This is a genomic window from Cupriavidus sp. 05T42 (assembly GCF_056396345.1).
Map to the genome: position 1 here is coordinate 14,153 of NZ_JBFTLH010000022.1, position 26,857 is coordinate 41,009.

The 26,857-nt window shown below is 70.3% G+C and carries 12 protein-coding genes; 10 read left to right on the top strand and 2 right to left on the bottom strand.

The features are described 5' to 3' along the window. Positions 1-50 precede the first annotated feature (50 nt). The 6 genes from AC1EJR_RS23150 to malQ all read left to right on the top strand — a co-directional run bounded on the left by AC1EJR_RS23150 (position 51) and on the right by malQ (position 14,805). On the top strand, positions 51-1,070 hold the full coding sequence (locus AC1EJR_RS23150) for a sigma-54 interaction domain-containing protein (RefSeq protein ID WP_092301388.1): 1,020 nt from the start codon (positions 51-53) through the stop codon (positions 1,068-1,070). Positions 1,071-1,405: 335 nt separating this feature from the next. Further along, complete coding sequence (locus AC1EJR_RS23155; protein ID WP_477147606.1) at positions 1,406-4,753, top strand: maltotransferase domain-containing protein; 3,348 nt, start codon at positions 1,406-1,408, stop codon at positions 4,751-4,753. Then, a complete protein-coding gene (gene treS / locus AC1EJR_RS23160) occupies positions 4,750-8,145 on the top strand; it encodes a maltose alpha-D-glucosyltransferase (protein ID WP_477147607.1) in 3,396 nt (1,131 codons plus the stop codon). The genes AC1EJR_RS23155 and treS overlap by 4 nt, the downstream gene beginning before the upstream one ends. After that, complete coding sequence (gene glgB, locus AC1EJR_RS23165) at positions 8,132-10,390, top strand: 1,4-alpha-glucan branching protein GlgB (RefSeq protein ID WP_477113275.1); 2,259 nt, start codon at positions 8,132-8,134, stop codon at positions 10,388-10,390. The genes treS and glgB overlap by 14 nt, the downstream gene beginning before the upstream one ends. 72 nt (positions 10,391-10,462) lie before the next feature. Continuing rightward, positions 10,463-12,634, top strand: coding sequence for a glycogen debranching protein GlgX (glgX, locus tag AC1EJR_RS23170; RefSeq protein ID WP_477147608.1), 2,172 nt, complete (start codon positions 10,463-10,465; stop codon positions 12,632-12,634). Beyond that, positions 12,631-14,805 (top strand): 4-alpha-glucanotransferase, encoded by a 2,175-nt coding sequence (gene malQ, locus AC1EJR_RS23175; RefSeq protein ID WP_477147609.1) that lies wholly within the window; start codon positions 12,631-12,633, stop codon positions 14,803-14,805. The genes glgX and malQ overlap by 4 nt, the downstream gene beginning before the upstream one ends. Before the next feature lie 397 nt (positions 14,806-15,202). Here the strand turns inward: malQ and AC1EJR_RS23180 are convergent, their stop codons facing one another. Beyond that, positions 15,203-17,149 (bottom strand): PAS domain-containing hybrid sensor histidine kinase/response regulator, encoded by a 1,947-nt coding sequence (locus AC1EJR_RS23180; RefSeq protein WP_477147610.1) that lies wholly within the window; start codon positions 17,147-17,149, stop codon positions 15,203-15,205. A 256-nt stretch (positions 17,150-17,405) separates the two neighbouring features. After that, on the bottom strand, positions 17,406-17,588 hold the full coding sequence (locus tag AC1EJR_RS23185) for a hypothetical protein (RefSeq protein WP_092301406.1): 183 nt from the start codon (positions 17,586-17,588) through the stop codon (positions 17,406-17,408). A gap of 226 nt (positions 17,589-17,814) precedes the next feature. On the opposite strand from AC1EJR_RS23185, the gene AC1EJR_RS23190 reads away from it, so the two are divergent. The 4 genes from AC1EJR_RS23190 to treY all read left to right on the top strand — a co-directional run bounded on the left by AC1EJR_RS23190 (position 17,815) and on the right by treY (position 26,846). Continuing rightward, positions 17,815-20,340: a glycogen/starch/alpha-glucan phosphorylase gene (locus tag AC1EJR_RS23190; RefSeq protein WP_477147611.1), complete on the top strand. Its 2,526-nt coding sequence runs from the start codon at positions 17,815-17,817 to the stop codon at positions 20,338-20,340. 363 nt (positions 20,341-20,703) lie between these two features. Further along, a complete protein-coding gene (gene glgA, locus AC1EJR_RS23195) occupies positions 20,704-22,308 on the top strand; it encodes a glycogen synthase GlgA (protein ID WP_255370993.1) in 1,605 nt (534 codons plus the stop codon). Positions 22,309-22,323: 15 nt separating this feature from the next. Next, positions 22,324-24,267, top strand: a complete 1,944-nt coding sequence (gene treZ, locus AC1EJR_RS23200; RefSeq protein WP_092301551.1) for a malto-oligosyltrehalose trehalohydrolase — start codon at positions 22,324-22,326, stop codon at positions 24,265-24,267. Next, positions 24,264-26,846 carry a malto-oligosyltrehalose synthase gene (gene treY, locus AC1EJR_RS23205; protein ID WP_477147612.1) on the top strand — a complete coding sequence of 861 codons (2,583 nt, stop codon included), beginning with the start codon at positions 24,264-24,266 and terminating at the stop codon, positions 26,844-26,846. Before treZ ends, treY begins: the two co-directional genes overlap by 4 nt. The last annotated feature ends 11 nt before the right edge of the window (positions 26,847-26,857 follow it).

Below are 26,857 nucleotides of genomic sequence, written 5' to 3' on the forward strand. Positions count from 1 at the left end.
CTTCCCCCACTTTCCTGGGATGGCGGGCGCAGGCGGCCACACTGCCACCCGTGTCCACCACCGCGACGCTTCCATCCGCACGTTCCTCGGCGCCCCCGCCGCGCGCGCCGGGCCGCCGTGCCGCGCCCGGGCAGGTCTCCCTGCTCTGGGAGAGTACCGCGCCAGCCATGCAGCGGCTGATCGCCCAGCTCAACCGGGTGGCGGGGACGGACGTGACGATGCTGGCGGTGGGCGAGAGCGGCAGCGGCAAGGAAGTGGTGGCGCGCGCCGTGCACGAGCGCAGCAGCCGCGCCGGCGGCCCGTTCGTGGCGGTCAACTGCGGCGCCATCGCCCCCACGCTGATTGAATCCGAGCTGTTCGGCCACGAGAAAGGCGGCTTCACGGGCGCGCTGGAGCAGAAGGCCGGCTACTTCGAGCAGGCCCAGGGCGGCACGCTGTTCCTGGACGAAGTCACCGAAATGCCGGTGGAGATGCAAATCAAGCTGCTGCGCGTGCTGGAAAGCCGTAACTTCCACCGCGTGGGCGGCGACACCCTGCTGGTGAGCGACGTCCGCATCCTGGCCGCCACCAACCGCGACCCCATGGAGGCCGTCCGGGACGGCCAGTTGCGCGAAGACCTGCTGTACCGGCTGGCCGTCTTCCCGCTCCATATTCCGCCGCTGCGCGAACGCACCGAGGACATCGTCCCGCTGGCGCGCCATTTCCTGGCCGAATTCAACGCCATGGAGCAGACCGAGAAAGCATTTTCGGCCAGCACGCTCGAACGCCTGGTGCGCTATGACTGGCCCGGCAATGTGCGCGAACTGAAGAATTCCGTATATCGCGCCTATATTCTGGCCGATAAACTCGTGGAAATCGGCAATCCCAATCTCGCCAGCCAGCCGATGCGGCCGACGACCGTCGATGGCGTGGTCAGCGTACGGGTGGGGACGACACTGGCCGATACCCAGCGGGAGATTATCCTGGCCACGCTGTCGCGCTTCGACGGCGACAAGCGGCAGGCCGCCAAGGCGCTTGGCATCAGCCTGAAGACGCTCTACAACCGGCTGGATGTCTATCGCGCCGGATAATGTCGCGCCCCCTCCGCTGAAAATCGTCCCCGCCCCTTGGCGGGGATTTTTTTGCCGATTTATTCCGCACCGGCGTGCCGATTATCGCCCCCATTTATCGATAGCCTTCCGCCTCGTCGGATTTCACGAAAGCCGTATTCCTTACTTTACATCCGCCGGGCACCGTGTATTTCTTACATATGCGACCCGGACGCGCGGCCGGACCGCATCGGCCCCTGCCCTTGCTGCACCGCAGTTCCCGGCCCGCGCGCTCCCGGACCCCGCCGCGTTGGCACAGCCTTCGCGTGCCCGGTCAGAATCGGCGCGCAGCGGCGCCACGGCCAAGGACCTGTGACGTGCGAATCTGCCAACTGAACCTGACCGATTCCCGAGCGGTGGACCCGGAAGCGCTCGCGCGCACCGCCACACTCGGTTTCGACCATGTATTGCTGGCCGGCTGGGCCATTCCCCATATCCGCCCCGACATCCTGGCAGCGACCTTTGCGGCGTGCCGGTCACATGGGCTGCTTCCCCTGCTCGATCTCGCCCTCGACCGCTTTCCGGCCGAGGCGGCAGGCATGCACGATGGCTGGGTCGACCATGCCCGCCCCGGCGGCAGCCCGGATGCCACGGACAGCCACCTGCCCGGCGTGCGGCTGCGCTGGTACGACGAGGGGCTCGCCCCCGCGCTGGTGGCCTGGTGGAGCGCCCAGATCCGCGAAGCGATCGATGCCGGCGCCGCCGGCTTCTGTTGCCGCGCCCCGTCGCGCGTGCCGGGCCGGCACTGGGCGGAGATCATCGAGACCGCCGGGCGGAGCAGTACTGACAGTACTGAGAACGGCGGCGAAGATCCCGTGTTCCTGGCCTTCACCCCCGGTACCAACCCGCAACAACTGGCCGACCTTGCCACCGCGCCGTTCGACGGCGCGTTCTGCTCGCTCCCGTGGTGGGACTACCGCAGCGCGTGGCTGACCGAGGAGATGGCGCGCCTGCGCGACTTCGGCCGCGTGCTGGCCGCGCCCTCGCTGGCGCCCGACGGCACCGACGTGCTGGCCGCCCGCCGCGCGCTGTGGACCGCCGCCGCCATCGGCGACGGGCTGATGGTGCCGGCCGGCTTCGAGACCGGCGCCCATGGCAGCGCGCCCCTTGATACCGCCCCCGAGGCGCAGTCCGATGGCCATCCCGATGACATCGTMGATGCCCCCTACGACCTCACCCACGAGCTGATCCAGTGCAACGCCTGGCTGGCCGCGCGTGACCCGGCGCCGGCCGTCGCGGTCCGGCAGGTGAGCGGCCCGGACGCGCCGCTCACCGTGCTGGCCCGCCTGCCGCGCCACCTCGCCAATGGTTCGAACGGCGCCACCGGCCCCGCTGCGCTGCTCGTGGTGCTGAACCCCTGCCCGATCGAGCCCGCCTCGTTCGGCGCGGACCGCGTGCTGAGCGCGCTGCCGCAGGCCGCCGCCACGTTGCAATCGGCCGATGGCGGCCCCGGCGGCACGCTGGACGCCGCCCACCAGCTCGACCCCAGCGCGACGATCACGCTGGCACCGGCCGATATCCGCCTGTATGAAGCGCTGCCGGTMAGCGCGCAGCCCCGCGCGCGCCGCAATGGCAGCGGCAATGGCAATCACCGCAAAGCCATCGACCGCGATCTGGCCACCGCCATGCAGGCGCCGCGCGTGGCCATCGAGAACCTGGCGCCCTCCGCCGACCACGGCCGCTTCGCCGTGCGCCGCACGGTGGGCGAGCGCGTGGAGGTCACCGCCGATATCTGGATGGACGGCCACGACAAGCTCGCCGCCGCCGTGCTGTGGCGCGCGCCGGGCGAGCAGGTCTGGCGTGCCTCGCCGATGACCCCCGTCATCAACGACCGCTGGCGCGGCAGCTTCCCGATCGTGGCGCTGGGCCGCCACGAGTTCACGGTGGAAGCATGGCGCGATACCTTCGCGAGCTGGCTCGACGAGATCGGCAAGAAGCGCAAGGCCGGCGTGGACGTGACGCTGGAGATCGAGGAAGGCGCCCGGCTGGTGGCCGCCACGCTGGACACCCCCGAAGGCAGCGCCATCCCCGATGCCGGCGCCCTGCTGGCCGAACTGAAGGCCGCCGCCGGCGACGACGCCCTGCGGCTCGAAATCCTGCTCTCCCCGCGCACCGAAACCGCCATGCACGCCGCCATGGACACCCCCGCCGGGCGCCCGTTCGTCAGCCGCTACCCCACGGCGATGCCGGTAGAGGCAGACCGCCTCGCCGCCCGCTTCGCGAGCTGGTACGAGCTGTTCCCGCGCTCGGAAAGCGGCGATGAAAATCGCCACGGCAACTTCGACGATGTGATCCGCCGGCTGCCGGACATCCGTGCGATGGGCTTCGACGTGCTCTACTTTCCGCCGATCCACCCCATCGGCCAGGCGCACCGCAAGGGCCGCAACAACAGCCTCAAGGCCGAGCCGGGCGATGTGGGCAGCCCATACGCCATCGGCAGCGMCGAAGGCGGCCACGACGCCCTCCACCCGCAACTCGGCACGTTCGAGGACTTTCAGCGCCTGCGCCGCGCCGCCGCCGACCACGGCCTGKAACTGGCGCTCGACTTCGCCATCCAGTGCTCGCCGGACCACCCGTGGCTGCGCGAGCACCCCGAGTGGTTCTCGCACCGTCCGGACGGCTCGCTGCGCTACGCCGAGAATCCGCCCAAGAAGTACGAGGACATCGTCAACGTCGATTTCTACGCGGCCCCGCCCGGCGGCGAGCATCTCTGGCAGGCGCTGCGCGACGTGGTGATGTTCTGGGCCGACCAGGGCGTGCGCATCTTCCGGGTGGATAACCCGCACACCAAGCCGCTGCCGTTCTGGGAGTGGATGATTGCCGACGTGCGCGCCAAGCACCCGKACACGCTGTTCCTGGCCGAAGCCTTCACGCGGCCCAAGATGATGGCGCGGCTGGCCAAGCTCGGGTTCTCGCAGTCGTACACCTACTTCACCTGGCGCAACACCAAGGCCGAGCTGACCGAGTACATGACCGAGCTGACGCAGAGCCCGCTGCGCGAGTTCTACCGTCCGCACTTCTTCGTCAATACGCCGGACATCAACCCGTTCTACCTGCACGACGGCGGACGCCCGGCGTTCCTGATCCGCGCGGCGCTGGCGGCGCTGCTCTCCGGGCTCTGGGGCATGTACAACGGCTTCGAGGTCTGCGAGGGCGCKCCGCTGGTGCTGAACGGCGTGGAACGCGAGGAATACCTCGACTCCGAGAAATACCAGATCCGCGTGCGCGACTGGAACCAGCCCGGCAACATCGTGGCCGAGATCTCGCGGCTGAACCAGATCCGCGCCAGCCATCCGGCCCTGCAGGATCATCTGGGCGTGCGCTTCTACCACGCCAGCGACGACGCGGTGCTGTACTTCGCCCGCTACGTCCCGGCCGAGCCCGGGGGCCCTGCAGGAGGAACCAGCAGCGGCCCCACCTTCGGCAGCGACGTGCTGCTGGCCGCCATCAGCCTGGACCCGCGCGCGCCGCGCGAATCCACGATCGAACTGCCGCTGTGGGAGTGGGGCCTGCCTGACCACGGCGCCCTGCAGGCCGAAGAGCTGATGTCCGGCCGCCGCTTCACCTGGACCGGCAAGGCCCAGCGCATCCGCCTCAATCCGCATGAACTGCCGTTCGCCCTCTGGCACGTCCGGCCCCAACAACAAACCGGAGATACGGCATGAAGCGCGCATCCGACCGCGTCAGCGCCGCCCTGCTCAACGCCGACCCGCTCTGGTACAAGGACGCGGTCATCTATCAACTGCACATCAAGTCGTTCTATGACGCCAATGGCGATGGCGTCGGCGACTTCGCGGGCCTGCTGGCCAAGCTCGACTATCTGGTCAACCTCGGCGTGGACACCATCTGGCTGCTGCCGTTCTACCCCTCGCCGCGCCGTGACGATGGCTACGACATTGCCGACTACCGCAGCGTGCACCCCGACTACGGCACGCTGACCGAGGCCCGCCGCTTCGTGGCGGCAGCCCACGCGCGCGGGCTGCGCGTGATCACCGAACTGGTGATCAACCACACGTCCGACCAGCACCCGTGGTTCCAGCGCGCGCGCAAGGCCAAGCCCGGCTCGGCCGCCCGCAACTACTACGTGTGGTCCGATAACGACCAGTCCTACGCCGGCACGCGCATCATCTTCTGCGACACCGAGAAGTCGAACTGGAGCTGGGACGCCGAGGCCGGCGCCTACTTCTGGCACCGCTTCTACTCGCACCAGCCGGACCTGAACTTCGACAACCCGCAGGTGCTCAACGAGGTGCTGAGCGTGATGCGGTTCTGGCTCGACATCGGCATCGACGGCCTGCGGCTGGACGCCGTGCCCTATCTGGTGGAGCGCGAAGGCACGACCAACGAGAACCTGCCCGAGACGCACGAGGTCATCCGCAAGATCCGCAGCCACCTGGACGAGCGCTACGCCGGCCGCCTGCTGCTGGCCGAGGCCAATATGTGGCCGGAAGACGCCCAGCAGTACTTTGGCGGCGCCAGCGGCGGCGGCACGGCCGACACCACCGGCGCGGCCAGCCCGGACGGCGGCGTGGTCGGCGACGAATGCCACATGGCCTTCCACTTCCCGCTGATGCCGCGCATGTACATGGCCATCGCCCGGGAAGACCGCTTCCCGATCACCGACATCATGCGGCAGACCCCTGAGGTGCCGCCGAACTGCCAGTGGGCGATCTTCCTGCGCAACCACGACGAACTGACGCTGGAGATGGTCACCAGCAGCGAGCGGGACTACCTGTGGGAGGTCTACGCCTCCGACCGCCGCGCGCGCATCAACCTCGGCATCCGCCGCCGGCTGGCGCCGCTGATGGAGCGCGACCGCCGCCGCATCGAGCTGATGAACAGCCTGCTGTTCTCGATGCCCGGCACGCCGGTGATCTACTACGGCGACGAGATCGGCATGGGCGACAACATCCACCTCGGCGACCGCGATGGCGTGCGCACGCCGATGCAGTGGTCGCCGGACCGCAATGGCGGCTTCTCCCACGCCGACCCCGAGCGGCTGGTGCTGCCGCCGCTGCAGGGGCCGCTGTACGGCTACGAGGCCGTCAACGTCGAAGCCCAGAACCGCGACCCGCACTCGCTGCTGAACTGGATGCGCCGCATGCTGGCCCTGCGCCGGCAGCATCACGCCTTCGGGCGCGGCACGCTGCGCTTCCTGTTCCCCGGCAACCGCAAGGTGCTGGCCTATCTGCGCGAGTTCGATGGCGAGCACATCCTGTGCGTGGCCAACCTGTCCCGCGCGCCGCAGGCCGTGGAGCTGGACCTCTCGCAGTTCCAGGGCCGCGTGCCGGTGGAGATGCTTGGCGCCACGCCCTTCCCGGCCATCGGCCAGCTGACCTACCTGCTCACGCTGCCGCCGTATGGTTTCTACTGGTTTGTGTTGAGCGAGGACGCCCAGCCGCCTTCCTGGCACGTGGACGCCCCCGAGCAAATGGCCGATCAAATCACCCTGGTACTCCAGAACAACGCCGGACGCTCGGAACTGACCGAGTCCGCCCGCCGCGCGCTGACCACCGAAGTCCTGCCGATCTACCTCGCCCGCCGGCGCTGGTTCGCCTCCAAGGCGGACCGCATCGAGCGCGTGACCGTGACCTACGCATGGCCGATCGCCCGCGTCGGCAATAACGAGGAGGTCTTCCATTGCGAGGTCGAGGTGGCCCTGCCGGGCCGCACCGAGTGCTACCAGCTACCGGTGGCACTGCTGTGGGACCGCGAGAACACCGAAGGCATGCCGCAACTGATGCACGGCCTGTCCATGGCGCGCGTGCGCCGGGGCAGCCGCGTGGGCGTGGCCACCGATGGCTTCGTGGTGGAGGCCTACGCCCGCGCCGTGGTCAAGGCCATGCGCGACGGCACCGAGGCACCGACCACGCACGGCGTGATCCGCTTCCTGCCCGAGCCAGGGCTGGCCGGGGTGACGCTGGAAGACCAGCCCGTGCAGTGGATGTCCGCCGAACAGTCCAACAGCTCGCTCGCTTACGGCAACAACGGCGTGCTCAAGCTGGTGCGCCGGGTKGCGGGCGGCATCCATCCGGAAGCCGAGATGACGCGCTACCTGACCAGCCAAGGCTACGCACACTCCGCGCCGCTGCTGGGCGAGGTGGTGCGCACCGGCGCCGATGGCACGCCGCACACGCTGATGCTGCTGCAGGGCTACATCCTCAATCAGGGCGATGGCTGGGACTGGACGCTCGACTACCTGAGCCGCCTGATCGACGACGCCATGCCGTCCGAAGACGCCGACGGCGAGTTCGTCGAAGCCATGGCCGGCTATTCGACCATGGTCGGCACGCTGGGCCGCCGTCTGGCCGAGTTGCACGCGGTGCTGGCCCGGCCCAGCGACGAGGCCGCCTTCTCGCCCGAACCCGCCACCGAGGCGCAGGCCGGCGAATGGGCCGAGGAAGCGCTGAAGTCCCTCAACGAGGCGCTCGATCTGCTTGAAGCCCGCCGCCAGAACGCCACCGGCGCCTTCGCCACCGATATCGAGACGCTGGTCGCCGCGCGCGGCAAGCTGCCCAAGCTGGTGGCACGCCTGGCGCAGGCCGCCCCGGGCAGCCTCCAGACCCGCATCCACGGCGATTTCCACTTCGGGCAGGTGCTGATCGCCCAGAGCGACACCTATATCGTCGATTTCGAAGGCGAACCGCGCCAGCCGCTGGCCTTCCGCCGGCGCAAGACCTCGCCGCTGCGCGATGTGGCGGGGCTGCTGCGCTMGCTCGACTATGCGGCGGCCACGGTCGGCACGGACCGGCAGGAGCGCACCCACGCCACGCTGCCGCCCGCGCTGGCGGAGCGCCGCGCCGCGCTGCTGGAGCGCTTCCGCAGCGCCGCCAGCCAGGCCTTCCTGAACTGCTACCAGCAGTCGATGCAGGCCGCGCCGCAGCAATGGGCCGAGCCGGGACAGATGGCGCAATTGCTCGACCTGTTCCTGCTTGAGCGCGCCGCCTATGAAGTGGGCTATGAGGCCGCCAACCGCGTGGCATGGATCGACCTGCCCACGAGCGGGCTGGCCCGGCTCGTCCGCAAGCTGCTGGGAGCCAACGATGGCACGAACTAATAGCGCCACGATGGAACGCACCCCAACGCTGCCCGATGCCGTGATCGACGCGCTGCTGCAGGGCCGGCTGGCCGACCCGTTCGGCGTGCTCGGCCCCCACCGGGACGACCACGGCGTGGTGGTGCGCGCCATCGCGCCGGGCGCCGAATCGGTCTCGCTGGCCGACCGGGCGGGCAAACCTATCGCGCCGATGACCGCGCTGCACCCCGGCAGCGTGTTCGCCGGCCGCCTGCCCGGCACGGAGGCGCCACAACCGGGCGACTACCGCCTGCTGATCCGCTGGCCGGACGGCAACGAGCAATGCAGCGCCGACCCCTACGCCTTCGGCCTGCTGCTGGGCGATCTGGATCTGCACCTGCTCAACGAAGGCCGCCACCTCGAACTCGGCCAGTGCCTCGGCGCGCAATGCCTGACCGTCGATGGCGAAGCCGGCGTGCGCTTCGCGGTGTGGGCGCCCAACGCCCAGCGCGTATCGGTCATCGCCGACTTCAACGGCTGGAACCCGGTGCGCCACCCGATGCGCCTGCGCCACGGCGCCGGCATCTGGGAAGTGTTCATCCCGGAGGCGCTCGGCGCCCACGGCGGCAGCCGCTATAAGTACGACATCATCGGCGCGCAGGGCCACGCCCTGCCGGACAAGGCCGACCCGGTGGCGCTGGCCACCGAGCCGCCGCCCGCCACGGCGTCCGTGGTGGCCTGCCGCGGCCACGGCGCCCCGCCATTCCAGTGGAACGACCAGGCGTGGATGGAGAAGCGCGCCAGCGCCGATCCGTATGCCACGCCGATGTCCGTCTACGAACTCCACGCGATGTCCTGGCAGCGCGCCGCCAACGACACCGCGCACGGCTGGGAAATCCTGGCCGACCGGCTGGTGCCCTATATCCGCGACCTTGGCTTCACGCATATCGAGCTGCTGCCGATCACCGAGCACCCGTTCGGCGGCTCCTGGGGCTACCAGCCGCTGTCGCTGTTCGCGCCCACCTCGCGACTCGGCCCGCCGGACCGGTTCGCCGCCTTCGTCGATCGCTGCCATCAGGCCGACATCGGCGTGATCCTCGACTGGGTGCCCGCGCACTTCCCCACCGACCCGCACGGGCTGGCCGAGTTCGACGGCACGGCGCTCTATGAGCACCAGGACCCGCGCGAGGGCTTCCATCAGGACTGGAACACGCTGATCTACAACCTCGGCCGCAACGAGGTGCGCGGCTTCCTGCTGGCGGGGGCGGTGCACTGGCTCGAACAGTTCCATGCCGATGCGCTGCGCGTGGACGCCGTGGCGTCCATGCTCTACCGCGACTACAGCCGCGAGCCGGGCCAGTGGGTGCCCAACCGCTTCGGCGGGCGCGAGAACCTGGAGGCCGTGGCCTTCCTGCGCGACCTGAACACCATCGTCCACGAGCGCTGCCCCGGCGCGCTGACCATCGCCGAGGAATCCACGGCGTGGCCCGGCGTGACGGCCAGCGTGGCGTCCGGCGGGCTCGGCTTCGACTTCAAGTGGAATATGGGCTGGATGCACGACTCGCTGCGCTACCTGAGCCAGAACCCGATCCACCGCCCCTGGCATCACAACGAGTTGACCTTCGGGCTGGTCTACGCATGGTCGGAAGCCTTCGTGCTGCCGCTTTCGCACGATGAAGTGGTACACGGCAAGGGGTCGATGATCGGCAAGGCGCCCGGGGACGACTGGCAGCGCTTTGCCAACCTGCGCGCCTACTACGGCTTCATGTGGACGCATCCCGGCAAGAAGCTGCTGTTCATGGGCGGCGAATTCGCCCAATGGCGCGAGTGGAACCACGACGAGGAACTCGACTGGCCGCTGCTGGACCGGCCGCTGCACCGTGGCGTGCACTCGCTGGTGCGCGACCTGAACCGGCTGTACCGCGAGCTGCCGGCCCTCCACGCCATGGATCACCGGCCCGAAGGCTTCCAGTGGATTGTCGGCGACGATCACCAGAACAGCGTCTTCGCCTACCTGCGCCGCGCCGCGCCAGACAGCCAGGAGGTGGCGCTGGTGGTCGTCAACATGACCCCGGTGCCGCGCGAGGGCTACCGCCTCGGCGTGCCGTTCGCGGGCGACTGGGAGGAATGCCTGAATACCGATGCCGGCTACTACGGCGGCAGCAACCTCGGTAATGGCGGCCGGGTGGAGGCGTCCCACGCGGCGTCCCACGGCCAGCCGGCCTCGGTCACGCTGACCCTGCCGCCGCTGGCTACGCTGGTCCTGCGCTACCGCCCGCCCCGTTGACACCCCGCTGACACCCTCTGAAAGCTGTCATCACGAGCCACCCAGAATAACCAGAAGAAAGGAGCCATGCACATGGCGATTGCCACGATCGACCGTCTGCTGCCCGGCAAGCCCTACCCCCTTGGCGCGCATTGGGACGGCCTGGGCGTCAACTTCGCAGTCTTCTCCGCCAATGCCACGCGCATCGAGCTGTGCCTGTTCTCCGCCAACGGCCGCAGGGAGATCCACCGCCTGCCGCTGCCCGAATGCACCGACGAGGTCTGGCACGGCTACCTGCCGCTGGCCCAGCCCGGCGCGCTGTACGGCTACCGCGCCTACGGCCCCTACGAGCCGACCCGGGGCCACCGCTTCAACCCMCACAAGCTGCTGCTGGACCCCTACGCGCGGCTGCTGAACGGCCCGGCGCGCTGGTCGGACGCGCTGTTCGGCTACCGGCTCAACAGCCCGCGCGCGGACCTCACGCCCGACCGCCGCGACAGCGCGCCGATGATGCCGAAGGCCGTGGTCGTCGACGAAAGCTTCCACTGGGGCGAAGACCGCCGGCTGGACCGCCCGTGGCCGGAAACCTCGATCTACGAGGTGCACGTGCGCGGCGCCTCCATGCAGCGCGAAGACCTGCTGCCGCACCATCGCGGCACCTTCGCCGCGCTGGCCGATCCGCGTTTCGTCGATCACCTGCACCGGCTCGGCGTGACGGCGGTGGAGCTGCTGCCGATCCACGCCTTCCTGCAGGACCGCTTCCTCGTGGAGCGCGGCCTGCGCAACTACTGGGGCTACAACACGCTGGCGTTCTTCGCGCCGGAGCCGCTCTACCTGTCCGCCAACGAGCTGCACGAGGCCAAGGTGGCCATCCGCCGGCTCCACGCGGCCGGCATCGAGGTCATTCTCGACGTGGTCTACAACCACACCTGCGAAGGCAACGAGCTGGGGCCGACCATGTCCTGGCGCGGACTGGACAATGCCAGCTACTACCGGCTGATTCCGGGCGACGAGCGCCACTACATCAACGACACCGGCTGCGGCAATACGCTGAACCTGTCGCACCCGCGCGTGCTGCAGATGGTGATGGACTYGCTGCGCTACTGGGTGGAGGCCTTCCACGTGGATGGCTTCCGCTTCGACCTCGGCAGCACGCTGGGCCGCGAGGCCACCGGCTTCGACCCCGGCGCGGGCTTCTTCGACGCCCTCCTCCAGGACCCGGTGCTGTCGCGCGTGAAGCTGATCTCGGAGCCGTGGGACCTCGGCCCCGGCGGCTATCAGGTAGGCAACCATCCGCCCGGCTTTGCCGAATGGAACGACAAGTTCCGCGACAACGTGCGCCGCTTCTGGCGTGGCGATGCCGGCCAGCGCGGCGAACTGGCCGCGCGGCTCACCGGCTCGGCGGACCTGTTCGACCGCCGCCACCGCAAGCCGTGGGCCAGCGTCAACTTCATCACCGCGCACGATGGCTTCACGCTGGCCGACCTCGTCAGCTACAGCAGCAAGCACAACGAGGCCAACGGCGAGGACAACCGCGACGGCAACGACGACAACGCCAGCGCCAACTGGAGCCCGGACGGCAGCGTGGAAGGCCCCACCGACGACGAGCAGATCCTCGAAACCCGTGGCCGCGTGGCCCGGGCGATGATGGCCACGCTGCTGCTCTCCCAGGGCACGCCGATGCTCACCGCCGGCGACGAATGGGGCCGCAGCCAGCAGGGCAACAACAACGCCTACTGCCAGGACAGCCCGCTCTCGTGGCTGAACTGGGAGGACGCCGCCAACCCCGCCAACGCGCCGATGATGGCCTGCGTGAGCCAGTTGCTGGCGCTGCGCCGACAGGTACCGATGCTGACCGAGAACCGCTTCGTGCACGGCCGCTCGCGCCCGGCGCCCGGCGTGCCGGACATCGCATGGTTCGGGGCCGATGGCAACGAGCTGTCGCCCGAGCAGTGGGCCAATGGCGAAGATCGCACACTGGCGCTGCGCCGCGCCACGCCCGGCAACGGCGAGGACGAGGTGGCGGTGATGCTGCTGTGCCTGAACGCCGGCAACGACGACGTCACCTTCCGCGCGCCGGCCCCAGGCGAGGACTGGCGCGTGCTGTTCGACAGCGCCGCGCCGGATGCCGGCGAAAGCCCGCTTGCGAACGGCGACGACGGCCAGCCCGGCTACACCGTGGTGGCCCACAGCGTGGCGCTACTGCTGGCCAGCGTGCCAAGGGTTCGCAATGAAGACGTCCGCAAAGAGGAACCCCCGCGATGAGCCACGACACCGACGCCCTGCAGCGACTGGCCGAACGCGCCGGCCTGCAGACCCAGTGGCGCGATGCCTGGGGCCGGCCCCAGGCCCTTACCGAGGACGCCCTGCACGCGGTGCTAGCCGCGCTCGACCTGCCCTGCGACACGCCCGGCGCCTGTGAATCCTCGCTCGCGCGGCTCGCCGCCGACGACGCATCCCACCCGCTGCCGCCGCTGCTCACGGCTGATCAGGGCCAGCCCGTGACCGTGCGGTGGGCGCACACGCTGGCGCAGCGCCCCTATCGGCTCGAACTGGAGGATGGCCGCGTGATCGAGGGCATCGCCCAGCGCAATGCGGACGGGTTGATGGAGATCCCGCCGGTAACGGACTGGGGCTACCACCGCCTGCTGCTGGGCGATCTGGCCACCACGCTGGCCGTGGCGCCACCGCGCTGCTACGGCGTGGCCGATGCACTGTCTGCCAACCCATCCGCCAACCCGCGCGCGGTACATGCGAGCAAGCCGTGGGGGCTCTCCGTGCAGCTCTACGGCCTGCGCCGGGGGGCGCCCACCGGGCTGGGCGATCTCACCACGCTGGCCCTGACCTGCGAGGCGGCCGCGCGCGAAGGCGCCGACGCCGTCGCCATCAACCCGCTCCACGCCGGCTTTGCCGCGCTGCCGGCGCGCTACAGCCCCTACGCGCCGTCGAGCCGGATCTTCCACAACGCGCTCTACGCCGACCCCGCCGCCGTGTTCGGGCAGGACGCGGTCGATCAGGGCATCGCGGCGTTGAACATCGGCCACCGGCTGGCCGCCGCCGAGGCGCGCGACGAAATCGACTGGCCCACGCTGTCCGTGGCACGCCATGCGCTGCTGCGCTGGCTGTGGGACCGCCATGACACCCTGCTCAGCACGGACGCCCAACAGGCCTTCGCCGCCTTCCGCGCGCGCGGCGGCAGCGGGCTGCTGGCCCACGCCTGCTTCGAGGCCATCCAGGCCAGCCTGCTGGCGCAGGCGAGCAATGACGGGGACGACGCGCGGCGACAAGCGGCATCCGACTGGCGCCAATGGCCGGTCACCCTGCGCTCGCCGGACAGTTCGGCGGTGGCCGCCTTCGAGACCCAGTTTCCGCAGGAGATCGGCTATCACGCCTTCCTGCAATGGCTGGCCGCGCACGGGCTGGACACCGCGCAGCACCGCGCGCGCGCCGCCGGCATGGCCGTGGGACTGATCGCCGACCTCGCCGTGGGCACCGATCCCGGCGGCAGCCACGCGTGGATGCGCCAGACCGAGATCCTCAACGGCTTCCACGCCGGCGCGCCGCCAGACGTCTACAACCCGCTCGGGCAGGACTGGGGCGTGGCGGTGTTCTCGCCGCGCGGGCTGCGCCGCAACGGCTACGCCGCCTTTATCGAGATGCTGCGCGCCAACCTCGCCCATGCCGGCGGGCTGCGCATCGACCACGTGCTGGGGCTGGCGCGGATGTGGCTGGTGCCGGCCGGCGCGCCGGCCACGGCGGGCGCCTACCTGACCTATCCGCTGGATGACCTGTTGCGGCTGGTGGCAATCGAGTCGTGGCGGCAGCGCGCCATCATCATCGGCGAGAACCTCGGCACGGTGCCGGAGACGCTCAACACGGCACTGGCCGCGCGCGGCGTGATGGGCATCGACGTGCTGTGGTTCGAACGCCAGCCGGCGGACGAGGATGCTGCCGAAGACACCGACACCCCCGCCCCGTTCCTGCCGCCCGAGCGATGGCCCGCGCAGGCGGTAGCCACCACCACCACGCACGACCTGCCGACCATCGTCGGCTGGTGGGCCGGCCACGACATCGCCTGGCGCGCGCGGCTGCATCAACTGGGCGAGGGGGAGACCGAAGCCGGCCTGATGGCGATGCGCGCCGCCGAGCGCACGGCGCTGTGGCAGGCGATGTGTGCGGGCGGGGTGGTCGATGGTGCCGAGCCCGACGCGGCGTMCGCCCCCGTGGAAGCGGTGCTGCGCTGGCTGTCCCGCGCGCGGACCCCGCTACGGCTGGTGCCCGTGGAAGACCTGCTGGGCGCCGCCGAGCAGCCCAACCTGCCCGGCACGGTGACCGGGCACCCCAACTGGCAGCGCCGGCTCGACGCCGATGTGCGCGAGCTCTTCGATCATGCGGACGTGCGCGTGCGCGTGGCGGCGGTGCGGGGGGATGGTTGAGATGGGCGTGGTCGGTAGGGGGGCGCCGTCCCTCTCCCCCGCCCCTCTCMCGGAGGGAGAGGGGAGAAAATCCTCGGTGGTCTCCCCTATCGCCCTCGGAGAGGGGAGAAAACCCTCGGTGGTCTCCCCTCTCCCCCTCGGAGAGGGGAGAAAACCCTCGGTGGTCTCCCCTCTCCCCCTCGGAGAGGGGAGAAAACCCTCGGTGGTCTCCCCTATCGCCCTCGGAGAGGGGAGAAAACCCTCGGTGGTCTCCCCTCTCCCCCTCGGAGAGGGGAGAAAACCCTCGGCGGTCTCCCCTATCGCCCTCGGAGAGGGGAGAAAACCCTCGGTGGTCTCCCCTCTCCCCCTGGGAGAGGGGCCGGGGGAGAGGGGCGGCGCATCAAGCCACCCACCACGCTCACCCCGCCCCATCCCCCGCCAGCGCCCGGCACAGTGTCTCGATCGACAGCGGCTTGACGAGGTGCTCATCGAAGCCGGCCGCCAGTGTGCGCTTGCGGTCGTGCGACGTGCCGCGCCCGGTCAGGGCGAAGATGCGCGGGCCGGTGCCATCGGCATTGGCGGTGTTGGCCGGATCGGGCCGCAGCACCGCCAGCACCTCGAAGCCGTTCATGTCCGGCATCTCCAGGTCGAGCAGCACCACGTCCGGGGCGAAGTCGCGCACCAGTTCCAGCGCCTGCATGCCGCTGTAGGCCGGCCGGGCGTCGTGGCCGAGCACGGTCAGCAGTTCGGCCATGCTGTCGGCGGAGTCGGCGCTGTCATCCACGATCAGGATGCGCAGCCCGGTGCAATCGGTGGCGGTTGCGCGCGGCACGGTGGCGCCGTCCATTTCCACCTCCGGCAGGATCACGGTGAAGGTGCTGCCGCGCCCCGGCCCGCCGCTGCTGGCCTGGATGGCGCCGCCATGCGCTTCCACCACGGCGCGCGCCAGCGCCAGCCCGATGCCGAGCCCGCCGCCGCGCTCGCCATCATCGCCCTCCTGCGCGAACAGGTTGAAGATGCGGTCCAGCGCCTCCGGCGCGATGCCCTTGCCCGAGTCGCCAATCGCCGTGATCACGTTGCCACCCTCGGTGGTCATGTGGATCGAGACGGCGCCGCCACGCGGCGTGTACTTGGTGGCGTTGCTCAGCAGGTTCGAGAGCACCTGCCCCAGCCGCCCGGCATCGGCATTGACGAAGACCGGGCCAGCGGGCAGCGTGAGCGAGAGGCTCTGCCCCGCCGCGTCCAGCGCGGGCCGGATGGCCTCCACCGCAGACGTGACGATGTCGTTGACCATCGTCGGCACCGGCTGCACCTTGAGCTTGCCCGTGGTGACGCGGCCCACGTCCATCAAATCGGCGACCAGCCGCGTCAGCAGTTGCAGCTGGCGGCCGATGATTTCGGCGCAGTGGCGGATGCGCGTGTCCGTCGAGGGCGTCAGGCGGATCACGTCCACGGCGTTGCGGATGGGCGCCAGCGGATTGCGCAGCTCGTGGGCCAGGATGGCGAGGAAGGCCTGCACGCGCCGGCCGGCGCCCTCCAGTTCCTCGAGCCGGGCCATGTCAGACATATCGCGCGCGGTCCACAGGATGCCGACCGGGCAGCCGCCGGCGTCGCGCAGCAGCGCCTGCCGGATATGGCAGCGCACCAGCATGCCGTCCTGCCGCTGCAGGCGCGCCTCGCCGGTCCACTGGCCGTTGGTGCGCACCTCGCCCAGCGTGGCGAGGTCATGGCCGCTGGCCACGTCCTGGCGGGAATACAGCAGCGAGACCGGCCGGCCCACCGCCGCCTCCGGGCTGTAGCCGAACAGCGCCGTCGCGCCGGCATTCCAGACGCGGATCTCGCCATCGAACCCGAGTTCGCAGACTGCCTGCTCGTGCAGCGTGTCGAGCAGTTGCTGGTGGCGCGCCTCCACCTCCCGGGCGCGTTCCTCGGCGGCGTAGCGGATGGTGATGTCGCGATAGACCACCGCGAAGCCGTCCGGGGCGCCATCGGCGTAGTTGATGGCCTGGATCACCACGGCGGCGTAGAACGCGGTGCCGTCGCGGCGCACGCGCCAGCCGCGTTCCTCGGCCCGGCCCAGCGTGCGGGCGGTGTCCAGCAGGCGCGCGGGCTCGCCGGACTGGATCGATTCGGGGGTGTGGAAGCGGGCGAGCTGGCAGCCGGTCACCTCGTCGGCGGTGTAGAGCAAGGCACGTTCGGCGGCCTCGGACCACGTGCGCACGCAGCCCTCGGGCGTGAGGTCGAAGATGGCGACGTCATCCAGCGCGGCGAGCCAGGCACTCGCGCGCGGAGCAAGGGGCGCCGTGTCATGCATGGCGCCTGCGGCGGCACGGGCCCCCTCACCCATGGATGCGAGGCCCGGCATCTGCCGATCCGGCATAGGAACTCCCTCTCTTATGGCGCAGTCGCGGCTATTCTTGGAAGCCAACCTGGAGGGACCGGGGGATGGCGGTTATCCCGGCCCGTAGGTGGGAGCACGATTTGGGAGCACGACTCCCGCCGGCGTGAGCACCGGCGCTTTCATCATAGACGGTGCTCACGCCCGCGCCATGGACGAGGTGAGGGCGCCGCCGGGGGTGAACCAGACGGCGCCGCCGGGGGTCTGTCGATAATGAACCGTTTCAGTAATTCTCGACGGGCGGCTCGTCCGATTCGCTGTTGTGCCGCTTCACGGAAGGCGGCACCGGATGCTTGTCGGGCAGGTTGCGCGCGGGCTGGTCTCCCTTCTCCTTGTTGTGGTCGGGACACTGGTCGGGCCGGCGGTCGGGCCGGCGCGCGGGATCATGCGGAATATGGTTCGACATGCTGGGGGCCTCGTCGTCGCAGGGAGTGGGTGGAACACCCATGGGTAGGACACCCACAGGTAGACACCCCCGACAAGGCAGCAGTTTCCATACCAGCCAGCTTTTTCAGCCTTTCAGGAGCCAAGTGATGAACGAAGCATCCCGGCTGCGGCCAGCCCCTTCCGGCCCTTCTGGTCCCTCTGGTCCCTCTCCCGCGGCCGAACACTCGGACGACACCCGGACGTCGATGTCCAGCGCCACCATCCGGCGGGCCTTTCTCGATCACGTGTTCTACACCCAGGGCATGGTGCCCAGCCACGCCAGCGGCAACGACCTCTACCAGGCGCTCGCCCACACMGTGCGCGACCGCCTGGTGCAGCGCTGGATCAGCACCGCCGAGGCCTACCAGAGCCAGCCGTCGCGCACGGTGGCCTACCTGTCCGCCGAATTCCTGATGGGGCCGCACCTCGGCAACAACCTCGTCAACCTCGGCATCGCGGACKAAGTGCGCGCCGCCATGGCCGCGCTCAACCTGGACCTCGACCATATCCTCGCGCAGGAGGAGGAGCCCGGCCTCGGCAACGGCGGCCTGGGGCGACTGGCGGCCTGCTTCATGGATTCGCTCGCCACGCTGGAGATTCCGGCGCTGGGCTACGGCATCCGCTACGAGTACGGCATCTTCCACCAGAGCATCATCGACGGCATGCAGGTGGAGAGCACCGACACGTGGCTCCGCAACGGCAATCCGTGGGAGATCCAGCGCTCCGAATGGGCGGTGGAGGTGCGGCTGGGCGGCCATACCGAGCACTACACCGACGACCGGGGCCGCTACCGCGTGCGCTGGGTGCCGGCCAAGATGGTGGTGGGGGTGCCGTTCGACTCGCCGATCCTCGGCTACCGCGTCAACACGGTCAACACGCTGCGGCTGTGGCGCGCGGAAGCCACCGAGGCGTTCGACTTCCACACCTTCAACCGGGGCGATTATCTCGGCGCGGTGAACAAGAAAGTGACGTCGGAGAACCTCACCAAGGTGCTCTACCCCAACGACGAGACCCAGCAGGGCAAGGAGTTGCGGCTGGAGCAGCAGTACTTCTTCGTGTCCTGCTCGCTGCAGGACATGCTGCGCCTGCTGGCCACGCAGGGCCTGCCGGTCACGCGCTTCCACGAGAAGTTCACGGTGCAGCTCAACGACACCCACCCGGCGGTGGGCATTGCCGAGCTGATGCGGCTGCTGATCGACGACCATGACCTGGCCTGGGACGAAGCCTGGCACATCACCCGCCGCGCCTTCGCCTACACCAACCACACCCTGCTGCCGGAGGCGCTCGAGCAATGGCCGCTGCCGCTGTTCCAGCGCATCCTGCCGCGCCACCTGGAAATCATCTACGAGATCAACGCGCGCTTCCTGGACGAGGTACGCATCCGCTTCTATGGCGATGAATCGCGGCTGGCGCGGCTCTCGCTGATCAGCGAGCACGGCGAGCGGCACGTGCGCATGGCCCATCTGGCGTGCGTTGGCAGTCACACCATCAACGGGGTGGCGGAGCTGCACTCCCGGCTGATGCGCGAGGACGTGCTCAAGGATCTCTACGAGATGTGGCCGGAGAAGTTCACCAGCATCACCAACGGCGTCACGCCGCGCCGCTGGCTGGCGCTGGCCAATCCCCGGCTGACGCGGCTGGTCAGCGAAGCCATCGGCGACGGCTGGATCAAGGACCTCGACCAGATCCAGGCGCTGGAGCCGTACGCCGACGACCCCGCCTTCCGGGAACGCTGGCAGGCCGTGCGGCGCGAGAACAAGCAGGACCTGGCTCGCCTCGTGCGCGACACCACCGGCGTGGTGGTGGACCCGGACTCGATGTTCGACGTGATGGTCAAGCGCATCCACGAGTACAAGCGCCAGCACCTGGCCGTGCTCCATATCATCGCGCTCTACCACCGCATCAAGTCCGATCCGCACGCGGACGTGCAGCCGCGCACCTTCCTGTTCGCCGGCAAGGCCGCGCCCGGCTACCACTACGCCAAGCTGATGATCCGCTTCGTCACCTCGGTGGCGGGCGTGGTCAACCGCGACCCGCAGGTGCGAGACCGCCTCAAGGTGGTATTCCTGCCCAACTTCAACGTCACCCACGGCCAGAAGATCTACCCCGCCGCCGACCTCTCCGAGCAGATCTCGCTGGCCGGCAAGGAGGCCTCCGGCACCGGCAACATGAAGTTCGCGATGAACGGCGCCATCACCATCGGCACCATGGATGGCGCCAATATCGAGCTGCGCGACGCCATCGGCGCCGACAACTTCTTCCCGTTCGGCCTCAACGCGTCCGAGGTCTACGCGCTCAAGGCCGCCGGCTACCACCCCTCCACCTACTACGACAGCAGCCCCGAGCTGCGCGCGGTGGTGGACCTGATCCAGCACGGCTTCTTCTCGAAGGGCGACGCCGCCGTGTTCCGCCCGCTGTTCGACGGCCTGCTCCAGCACGACCCCTACCTGCTGATGGCCGACTTCGCCTCCTACCTGCACTGCCAGCAGCAGGTCTCGGCCGCCTACGTCGACAACGAGCGCTGGCAACGCATGTCCGTGCTCTCCAGCGCKCGCTCGGGGCGGTTCTCGTCCGACCGGGCGATCGAGCAGTACTGCCAGCGCGTCTGGCGCGCACGGGCGGTGCCGGTGTGCCTGCTGCACCGGTCCAGCGGGCAGGTGCAAGGCGCCCGTCTTGCGGAGGCCGAAGGCATCGACACCTTCAGCKAGCGCTGCGGGGGCAGTGGATCGTAAATGTTGTCGATGGCTCTTCGACGGCAGCAGGCGCGGTAGTTTCTACAACCGGGCGGGCACCTTATACACAACCCCGCCCTGCCGGGCCGCCGCCGTCCCCACCAGCCACGACGCGGCGCGCCCGTCACGCAGTGCAGCATGCTGGCACGGAGTTCGCATTGCTGAAGCCGCGCGATTTTCTGCGCCCCTTCGCACCCCGGGTTGTTCGCTCGCCATCCGCCGCCTTCCGGCCCCAGCGGATCGGCGCCCCCGTGCGCGGTGGCGCAATGCGCAGGCAAGCCAAGAAGAACGAACCCGGCGCGATGGCGGCAGGCAAGCCGCCCGCGCGTTCGTTTCCAACCGACCTGGAAGCGGAGTCTCATCTTGAACGCGAACATCCTGTTTGTGGCGGCAGAGGCGCACCCCCTGGCAAAGACCGGCGGGCTGGCGGATGTGGTGGGCGGACTGGCGCAGGCGCTGCATCAGCGCGGCGCCGATGTCACGATCCTGATGCCCGGTTATCCCCGGGCCATGGCGGCGGCGAAGCAGTTGCGCAGCCTCGGCGCGATCCGGCTGCCGATGGCGCTGCCGCCCGGCCACAGCCCGGCGCGGCTGCTGGAAGGCCAGACGCCCGATAGCGGCGTGCGCGTGGTGCTGCTGGACTGCCCCTCGCTCTATGACCGGCCCGGCTCGCTCTATGTAGACGCCACCGGGCGCGACTTCTGCGACAACGCCCAGCGCTTCGCCGCACTGGCCCACGCCGCCACGCTCATCGCCGCCGGCGAGACCCCGCTGCCGGCGCCGCAACTGGTCCACGCGCACGACTGGCATGCGGCGCTCACGCCACTGCTGATGCGCGCGCGCGGCCTGCCGGTGCCCACCGTGGCCACCATCCACAACCTCGCCTTCCAGGGCGTGTTTCCGATGGAGCGCGCCGCCGCGCTGGGCCTGCCGCCGGCCTGCCTGACGCCGGATGGCATCGAGTTCTGGGGCAAGGTCAATTTCCTGAAGGCCGGTATCCGCTACGCGGACCGCGTGACCACGGTGAGCCACACCTATGCGCGCGAGATCCTCACCGAACCCTTCGGCCATGGGCTGGACGGCCTGCTGCGCCACCGCGCCGAGGTGCTCGGCGCCATTCCCAATGGCGTGGACACGGACGCGTGGTCGCCCCGCGCCGACCGCCTGCTGCCGCAGCGCTACGACGCCCGCGACCTCGCCGGCAAGCGCGCCTGCAAGGCCGCGCTGCAGGCGCGCCACGGCCTGGCGCAGGCGCCGGACCGGCCCCTGATCGCCATGGGCAGCCGGCTCACCCACCAGAAAATGGCCGATGTGGCCGTGCTGGCGATGGAGGCGGCGCTGCGCCGCCATGACCATGTGCAGTTCGCGGTGCTCGGCTGCGGCGATCCGGCGCTGGAGGCGGCCTACCGCGCGCTCGGCGCCCGCCACCCGGACCGCGTGGGCATCTCCATCGGCTATCGCGAGGAAGACGCCCACCTGCTCCACGCCGGCGCGGACGCCCTGCTGCACGGCAGCCGCTTCGAGCCATTCGGCCTGACCCCGGTCTACGCCATGCGCTACGGCACAGTGCCCATCGTCTCCCGCGTGGGCGGCATGGCTGACACCGTGCGCGATGTGGGCGAGGATGCCTTGCCTGCTCCCCGCGCCACCGGCATCGTCTTCGATGGCGATTCGGTCGAAACGATGGGCGCCGCCATCACGCGCGCACTAGACTGGTTCCACCGCCCCCGCCACTGGCGCGCGATGCAGCGTGCCGGCATGCAGACGGAGTTCGGCTGGGAAGGTCCGGCGCAACAGTATCTGGCGATGTACCGCGCGCTGGCGCCGGCCCTCGCCCATGTTCCCGCCGCAGTACCCGCCCCGCTGCCGGATGCCGTGGCGGCCCCCGCCGCGCGTCCGTCGCGCGCCCCTCGTCCCGCCCTGCCCACGCCCGCCGTGGAACCGGTCACACCGGGCCTGCCGGCCTGAAGGTAGCGCACCATGATGTATGCCATGCCCGCGCCCGGTACCGGCGCCAGGCCCGTGCCCCCGGTTCCGCAATGGCAGACGCTCGGCGCGGACACGCGCCTGCTGCCATGTGACGATGAAAGCGCCGAATCCTACCGCTTCGGCCCGGTGCGGCTGGCCGATGGCCGCGTGCGCTTCCGCCTCTGGGCGCCGGACGCCGCCGCGGAGGACCAGCCCGTGCGGCTCGAAGTGGCCGGCATGGCGCCGGTGATGATGGCGCCCACCGAGCACGGCTGGTTCGAAGCCGTGACCGCCTGCTGCGACGGCGCGCGCTACTGGTTCCGGCTCGACGACGGCACCATCGTGCCGGACCCCGCCTCCCGGCTTCAGGCCGAGGACGTGCACGGCGCCAGCGTGCTGTGCCAGCCGGCCGAGCCGTTCGCGTGGCACCACACCGAATGGCGCGGGCGCCCCTGGCACGAGGCCGTGATCTATGAAATGCACGTGGGGCTGGCCGGCGGCTACGCCGGCGCCACCGCGCAACTGCACCGGCTGGCCGCGCTGGGCTTCACCGCCATCGAACTGATGCCGCTGGCCGAGTTTCCCGGCGCGCGCAACTGGGGCTATGACGGCGTGCTGCCGTTCGCGCCCGAGCGCAGCTATGGCACGCCGGACGACCTGCGCACGCTGGTCGACACCGCGCACGGGCTGGGCATGATGGTGCTGCTCGATGTGGTCTACAACCACTTCGGCCCCGAGGGCAACTATCTGCACCGCTACGCCAGCGGCTTTTTCCGCGACGACCGCCAGACCCCGTGGGGGCCGGCCATCGACTTCCGGCGCCCCGAGGTGCGGCGCTTCTTTGGCGAGAGCGCGCGCTACTGGCTGGAATCGTTCCGCTTCGACGGCCTGCGGCTGGACGCCGTGCACGCCATCGAGGACGAAGGCTGGCTGCCGCAACTGGCGCACGACCTGCGCCATTGCCTGCCGGGCCGCCATCTGCATCTGGTGCTGGAGAACGACCACAACGACGCCGCACTGCTGGCCGCCGGCTACGACGCCCAGTGGAACGACGACGCCCACCACGCGCTGCACGTGCTGCTGACCGGCGAGCATGACGGCTACTACAGGGAGTACCACGCCGGCCTGCCCGAGACCGTGGCTGCCGACGCAAGTACGGCGCCCATCCACCACCTCGCCCGGGTGCTGGCCGAAGGCTTCGCGTGGCAGGGCGAGGTATCGCCCCATCGCTCCGGCGACGAGAACGGCCCGCTGCAGGGCCGCGAGGTGCGGCGCGGCCAGCCCAGCGCCCAACTGCCGCCCACAGCCTTCGTCACCTTCCTTCAGAACCACGACCAGACCGGCAACCGCGCCTTCGGCGAGCGGCTGGCCAGCCTGGCGGAGCCGGACGCGCTGCGCGCCGCCGTGGCGCTGCAACTGCTCTGCCCACAGATCCCGCTCGTCTTCATGGGCGAGGAGCACGGCGCGCGCACGCCGTTCCTGTACTTCACCGATCACCCGCCCGAACTGGCGCAGGCCGTGCGCGATGGCCGCCGGCGCGAGTTCGCGGCGTCCGAAGCCTTCCGCGACGACACCCGCTCGGCGCAGATCGCCGATCCCAACGCGCCGGAGACCTTCGAGGCGTCCCGCCCGATCTGTGACGACACCGACGGCTATTGCCGCGCGTGGCACCACTACTACGGCGAGTTGCTGTCGATCCGCCGCAACGAGCTGATGCCGCGCCTGCGCAACGCCCGCGCCGAGGGCGTGACCGTGCTGGGCGACAAGGCCCTCGTGGCGCGCTGGCGGCTGGGCGACGGCAGCTGGCTGTCGATCTGGCTCAATCTGGGCGAGGAACCCGTGGTGGTCGACTGTGACGGCGGCGCGATGATCCACGCCAGCCAGCCCGGCGCCATCGCCACGCTGGCCGCCGGCACGCTCCCCGAACACTGCTGCGTGACCTGCCTGCAACATCCATGAGCGATCTCGACCACGCCGGGGTGCCGCGCGCCACCGCGCGCCTCCAGCTGCACGCCGGGTTCACCTTTGCCGATGCCGAGGCGCTGGTGCCCTATTACGCCGGGCTGGGCGTCAGCCACCTGTACCTGTCGCCGGTCACCACCGCGCGCCCCGGCTCCACGCACGGCTACGACGTCACCGACTTCACGCAGGTCAACCCGGAACTGGGCGGCGAAGATGGCCTGCTGGCGCTGGCCACGCGCGCCCGCGCGGCGGGGCTGGGCCTGGTGGTGGACATCGTGCCCAACCACATGGCGGCCGATGCCACGCACAACGGCTGGTGGCGCGACGTGCTCGCACACGGCCAGCGCAGCGCCCATGCGCAGGTCTTCGACATCGACTGGCAGCCCGCCGACCCCGCGCTGCAGGGCAAGGTGCTGCTGCCGATCCTCGGCGATCCGTACTGGGACACGCTGACCTCCGGCGCGCTCAAGCTGGAGCGCCCGCCCGGCGGCCCGGCCACGCTGCGCTATGGCGACCACAGCCTGCCGCTGGCCGAGCCCATGCTCGACATGGCCGCGCCGGGCACCCCGGAAGCCCTGCACGCGCTGCTGGAGCGCCAGCACTACCGGCTGGCGTGGTGGCGCACTGGCGCCGCCGAACTGACCTGGCGGCGCTTTTTCGAGATCACCGAGCTGGTTGGCGTGAGGGAGGAAAACGCGGACGTGTTCGAGGCCGTCCACGCGCTGGCCTTCCGCCTCTATGCCGAAGGCTGGGTGGACGGGCTGCGCGTCGATCATGTCGATGGGCTGGCCGACCCCGCTGGCTACTGCCGGCAGCTTCGCGCCCGGCTGGACATGCTGCGCCCCGGCCGCCCCGCCGAGGGGGCCCGCGCGCACCCGTGGATCGTGGTGGAGAAGATCCTGGGCGAGGACGAACCGCTGCCGGCCGACTGGGGCGTGGACGGCACCACCGGCTACGACTTCATGGACGAGGTTTCCGCCGTACTCCACGACGCCAGCGGCGAAGGCGCGCTGAACATGCTCTGGATGCGCATCAGCGGCGACAGCCGGCCCTACCCCGACTATGTGAAGTCGGCCCGCCACCGCGTGATCGCCCGGCATCTCGTGGCCGAGATCGACGCGGTCTGCACCCGCCTGCACGCGCTGGCGCGGTCGGTGCCGGCCACGCGCGACCTCACCGCCCACGCGCTGCGCCACGCGCTGACCGCTTTCCTCGCGGCGGTGCCGGTTTATCGGAGCTACTACACCGGCGTGGCCGGCGAGCCAGCCTTCGACGACGCGATGGTCGCCAGCGCCGCCGGGCAGGCGCGCACCCACCTCGCCCCGGACGAGGCGGCGGCGCTCGACTTCCTCCTGGGCTGCCTGCAAAGCGATGCCGCAGCCGACACTCCGGCCGGCGCCATCCGCACCCGGCTGCAACAGGTCATGCCAGCGCTGGCGGCCAAATCCACGGAGGACACCGCCTTCTATCGCTACGGCCGGCTGCTGTCCCGTAACGAAGTCGGCAGTTTTCCCGGCACGCTGGCGCTGGCGCCGGAACGGTTCCACGCGCGCATGGCGCACCGGCAGGCGCACTGGCCGCACGCCATGCTGGCGGTGGCCACGCACGACCACAAGCGCGGCGAGGATGCCCGCATGCGGCTGGCGGTACTGAGCGAGGTCGCCGAGCMATGGGCCGAGGCCGTGGCCGGCTGGGAAGCGCAGATCGGGCCGCTGCTGGTGGCCTCCCCCAAGGGGCCGGATGGCACCGATCGGGCAATGCTTTACCAGACGCTGCTGGGCGCCTGGCCGGCGGAGGCGGGCGCGCTGGCGAGCGAGGACGCCCAGCGCGATTTCATCGCCCGGATTCTGGCGTGGCAGCGCAAGGCCATCCGCGAAGCCAAGCGCCACGGGAGCTGGACCCATCCCGACGAGGCCTACGAGGCAGCCTGCGAAGCGTTCCTCGCCGCGTTGGGGTCCGGTGGCGAAGACAGCGTGCTGGAGCAGATCGGCCGCTTCGCGGACCGGATCGGCCCGGCCGCCGCGCTCAACAGCCTCGCCCAGACCCTGCTCGCGCTGACGGCGCCCGGCGTGCCGGACCGCTATCAGGGCAACGAGGGCTGGGACTTCAGCCTCGTCGATCCGGACAACCGGCGCCCGCCGGACTACGCGCAGCTTCAGGCGCGGTTGGACTGCCGGGCTGGCTGGGCCCAGTGGCTGGCGCGCTGGCGCGACGGCCGCATCAAGCAGCAGGTGATCCGATCAGTGCTGGCGTACCGGGCCGAACAGCCGGCGCTGTTCAGCCGGGGCGAATACACGGCGCGGGCGGCGATCGGCAAGCTGGCGCCGCAGGTGCTGGCGTTCTCGCGCCGCTGCGGGCCGGTGGAAGCGATGGTCATCGTGACGCGGCTGGCCGCCGCCCATGTGGACCCGGCGCTACCCCGCATTCCGCCCCATTGCTGGGGCGACACCGCGCTGCATGCCGAGGGGGATTGGGTCGATGTGCTGACCGGCCACGCGGTGCCATCCCACGCGGGCTATGTGCGCGTGAAGGACGCGCTGGCCAGCCTGCCGGTGGCGCTGCTGGTGCGGGCTTGAATCGACAACCG

What these genes read in the sequence shown, in the direction of transcription:
- treZ (WP_092301551.1), top strand. Translation starts at nt 22,324, where the DNA reads ATGTATGCCATGCCCGCGCCCGGTACCGGCGCCAGGCCCGTGCCCCCG.
- glgB (WP_477113275.1), top strand. Translation starts at nt 8,132, where the DNA reads ATGGCACGAACTAATAGCGCCACGATGGAACGCACCCCAACGCTGCCC.
- AC1EJR_RS23185 (WP_092301406.1), bottom strand. Translation starts at nt 17,588, where the DNA reads ATGTCGAACCATATTCCGCATGATCCCGCGCGCCGGCCCGACCGCCGG.
- AC1EJR_RS23180 (WP_477147610.1), bottom strand. Translation starts at nt 17,149, where the DNA reads ATGCCGGGCCTCGCATCCATGGGTGAGGGGGCCCGTGCCGCCGCAGGC.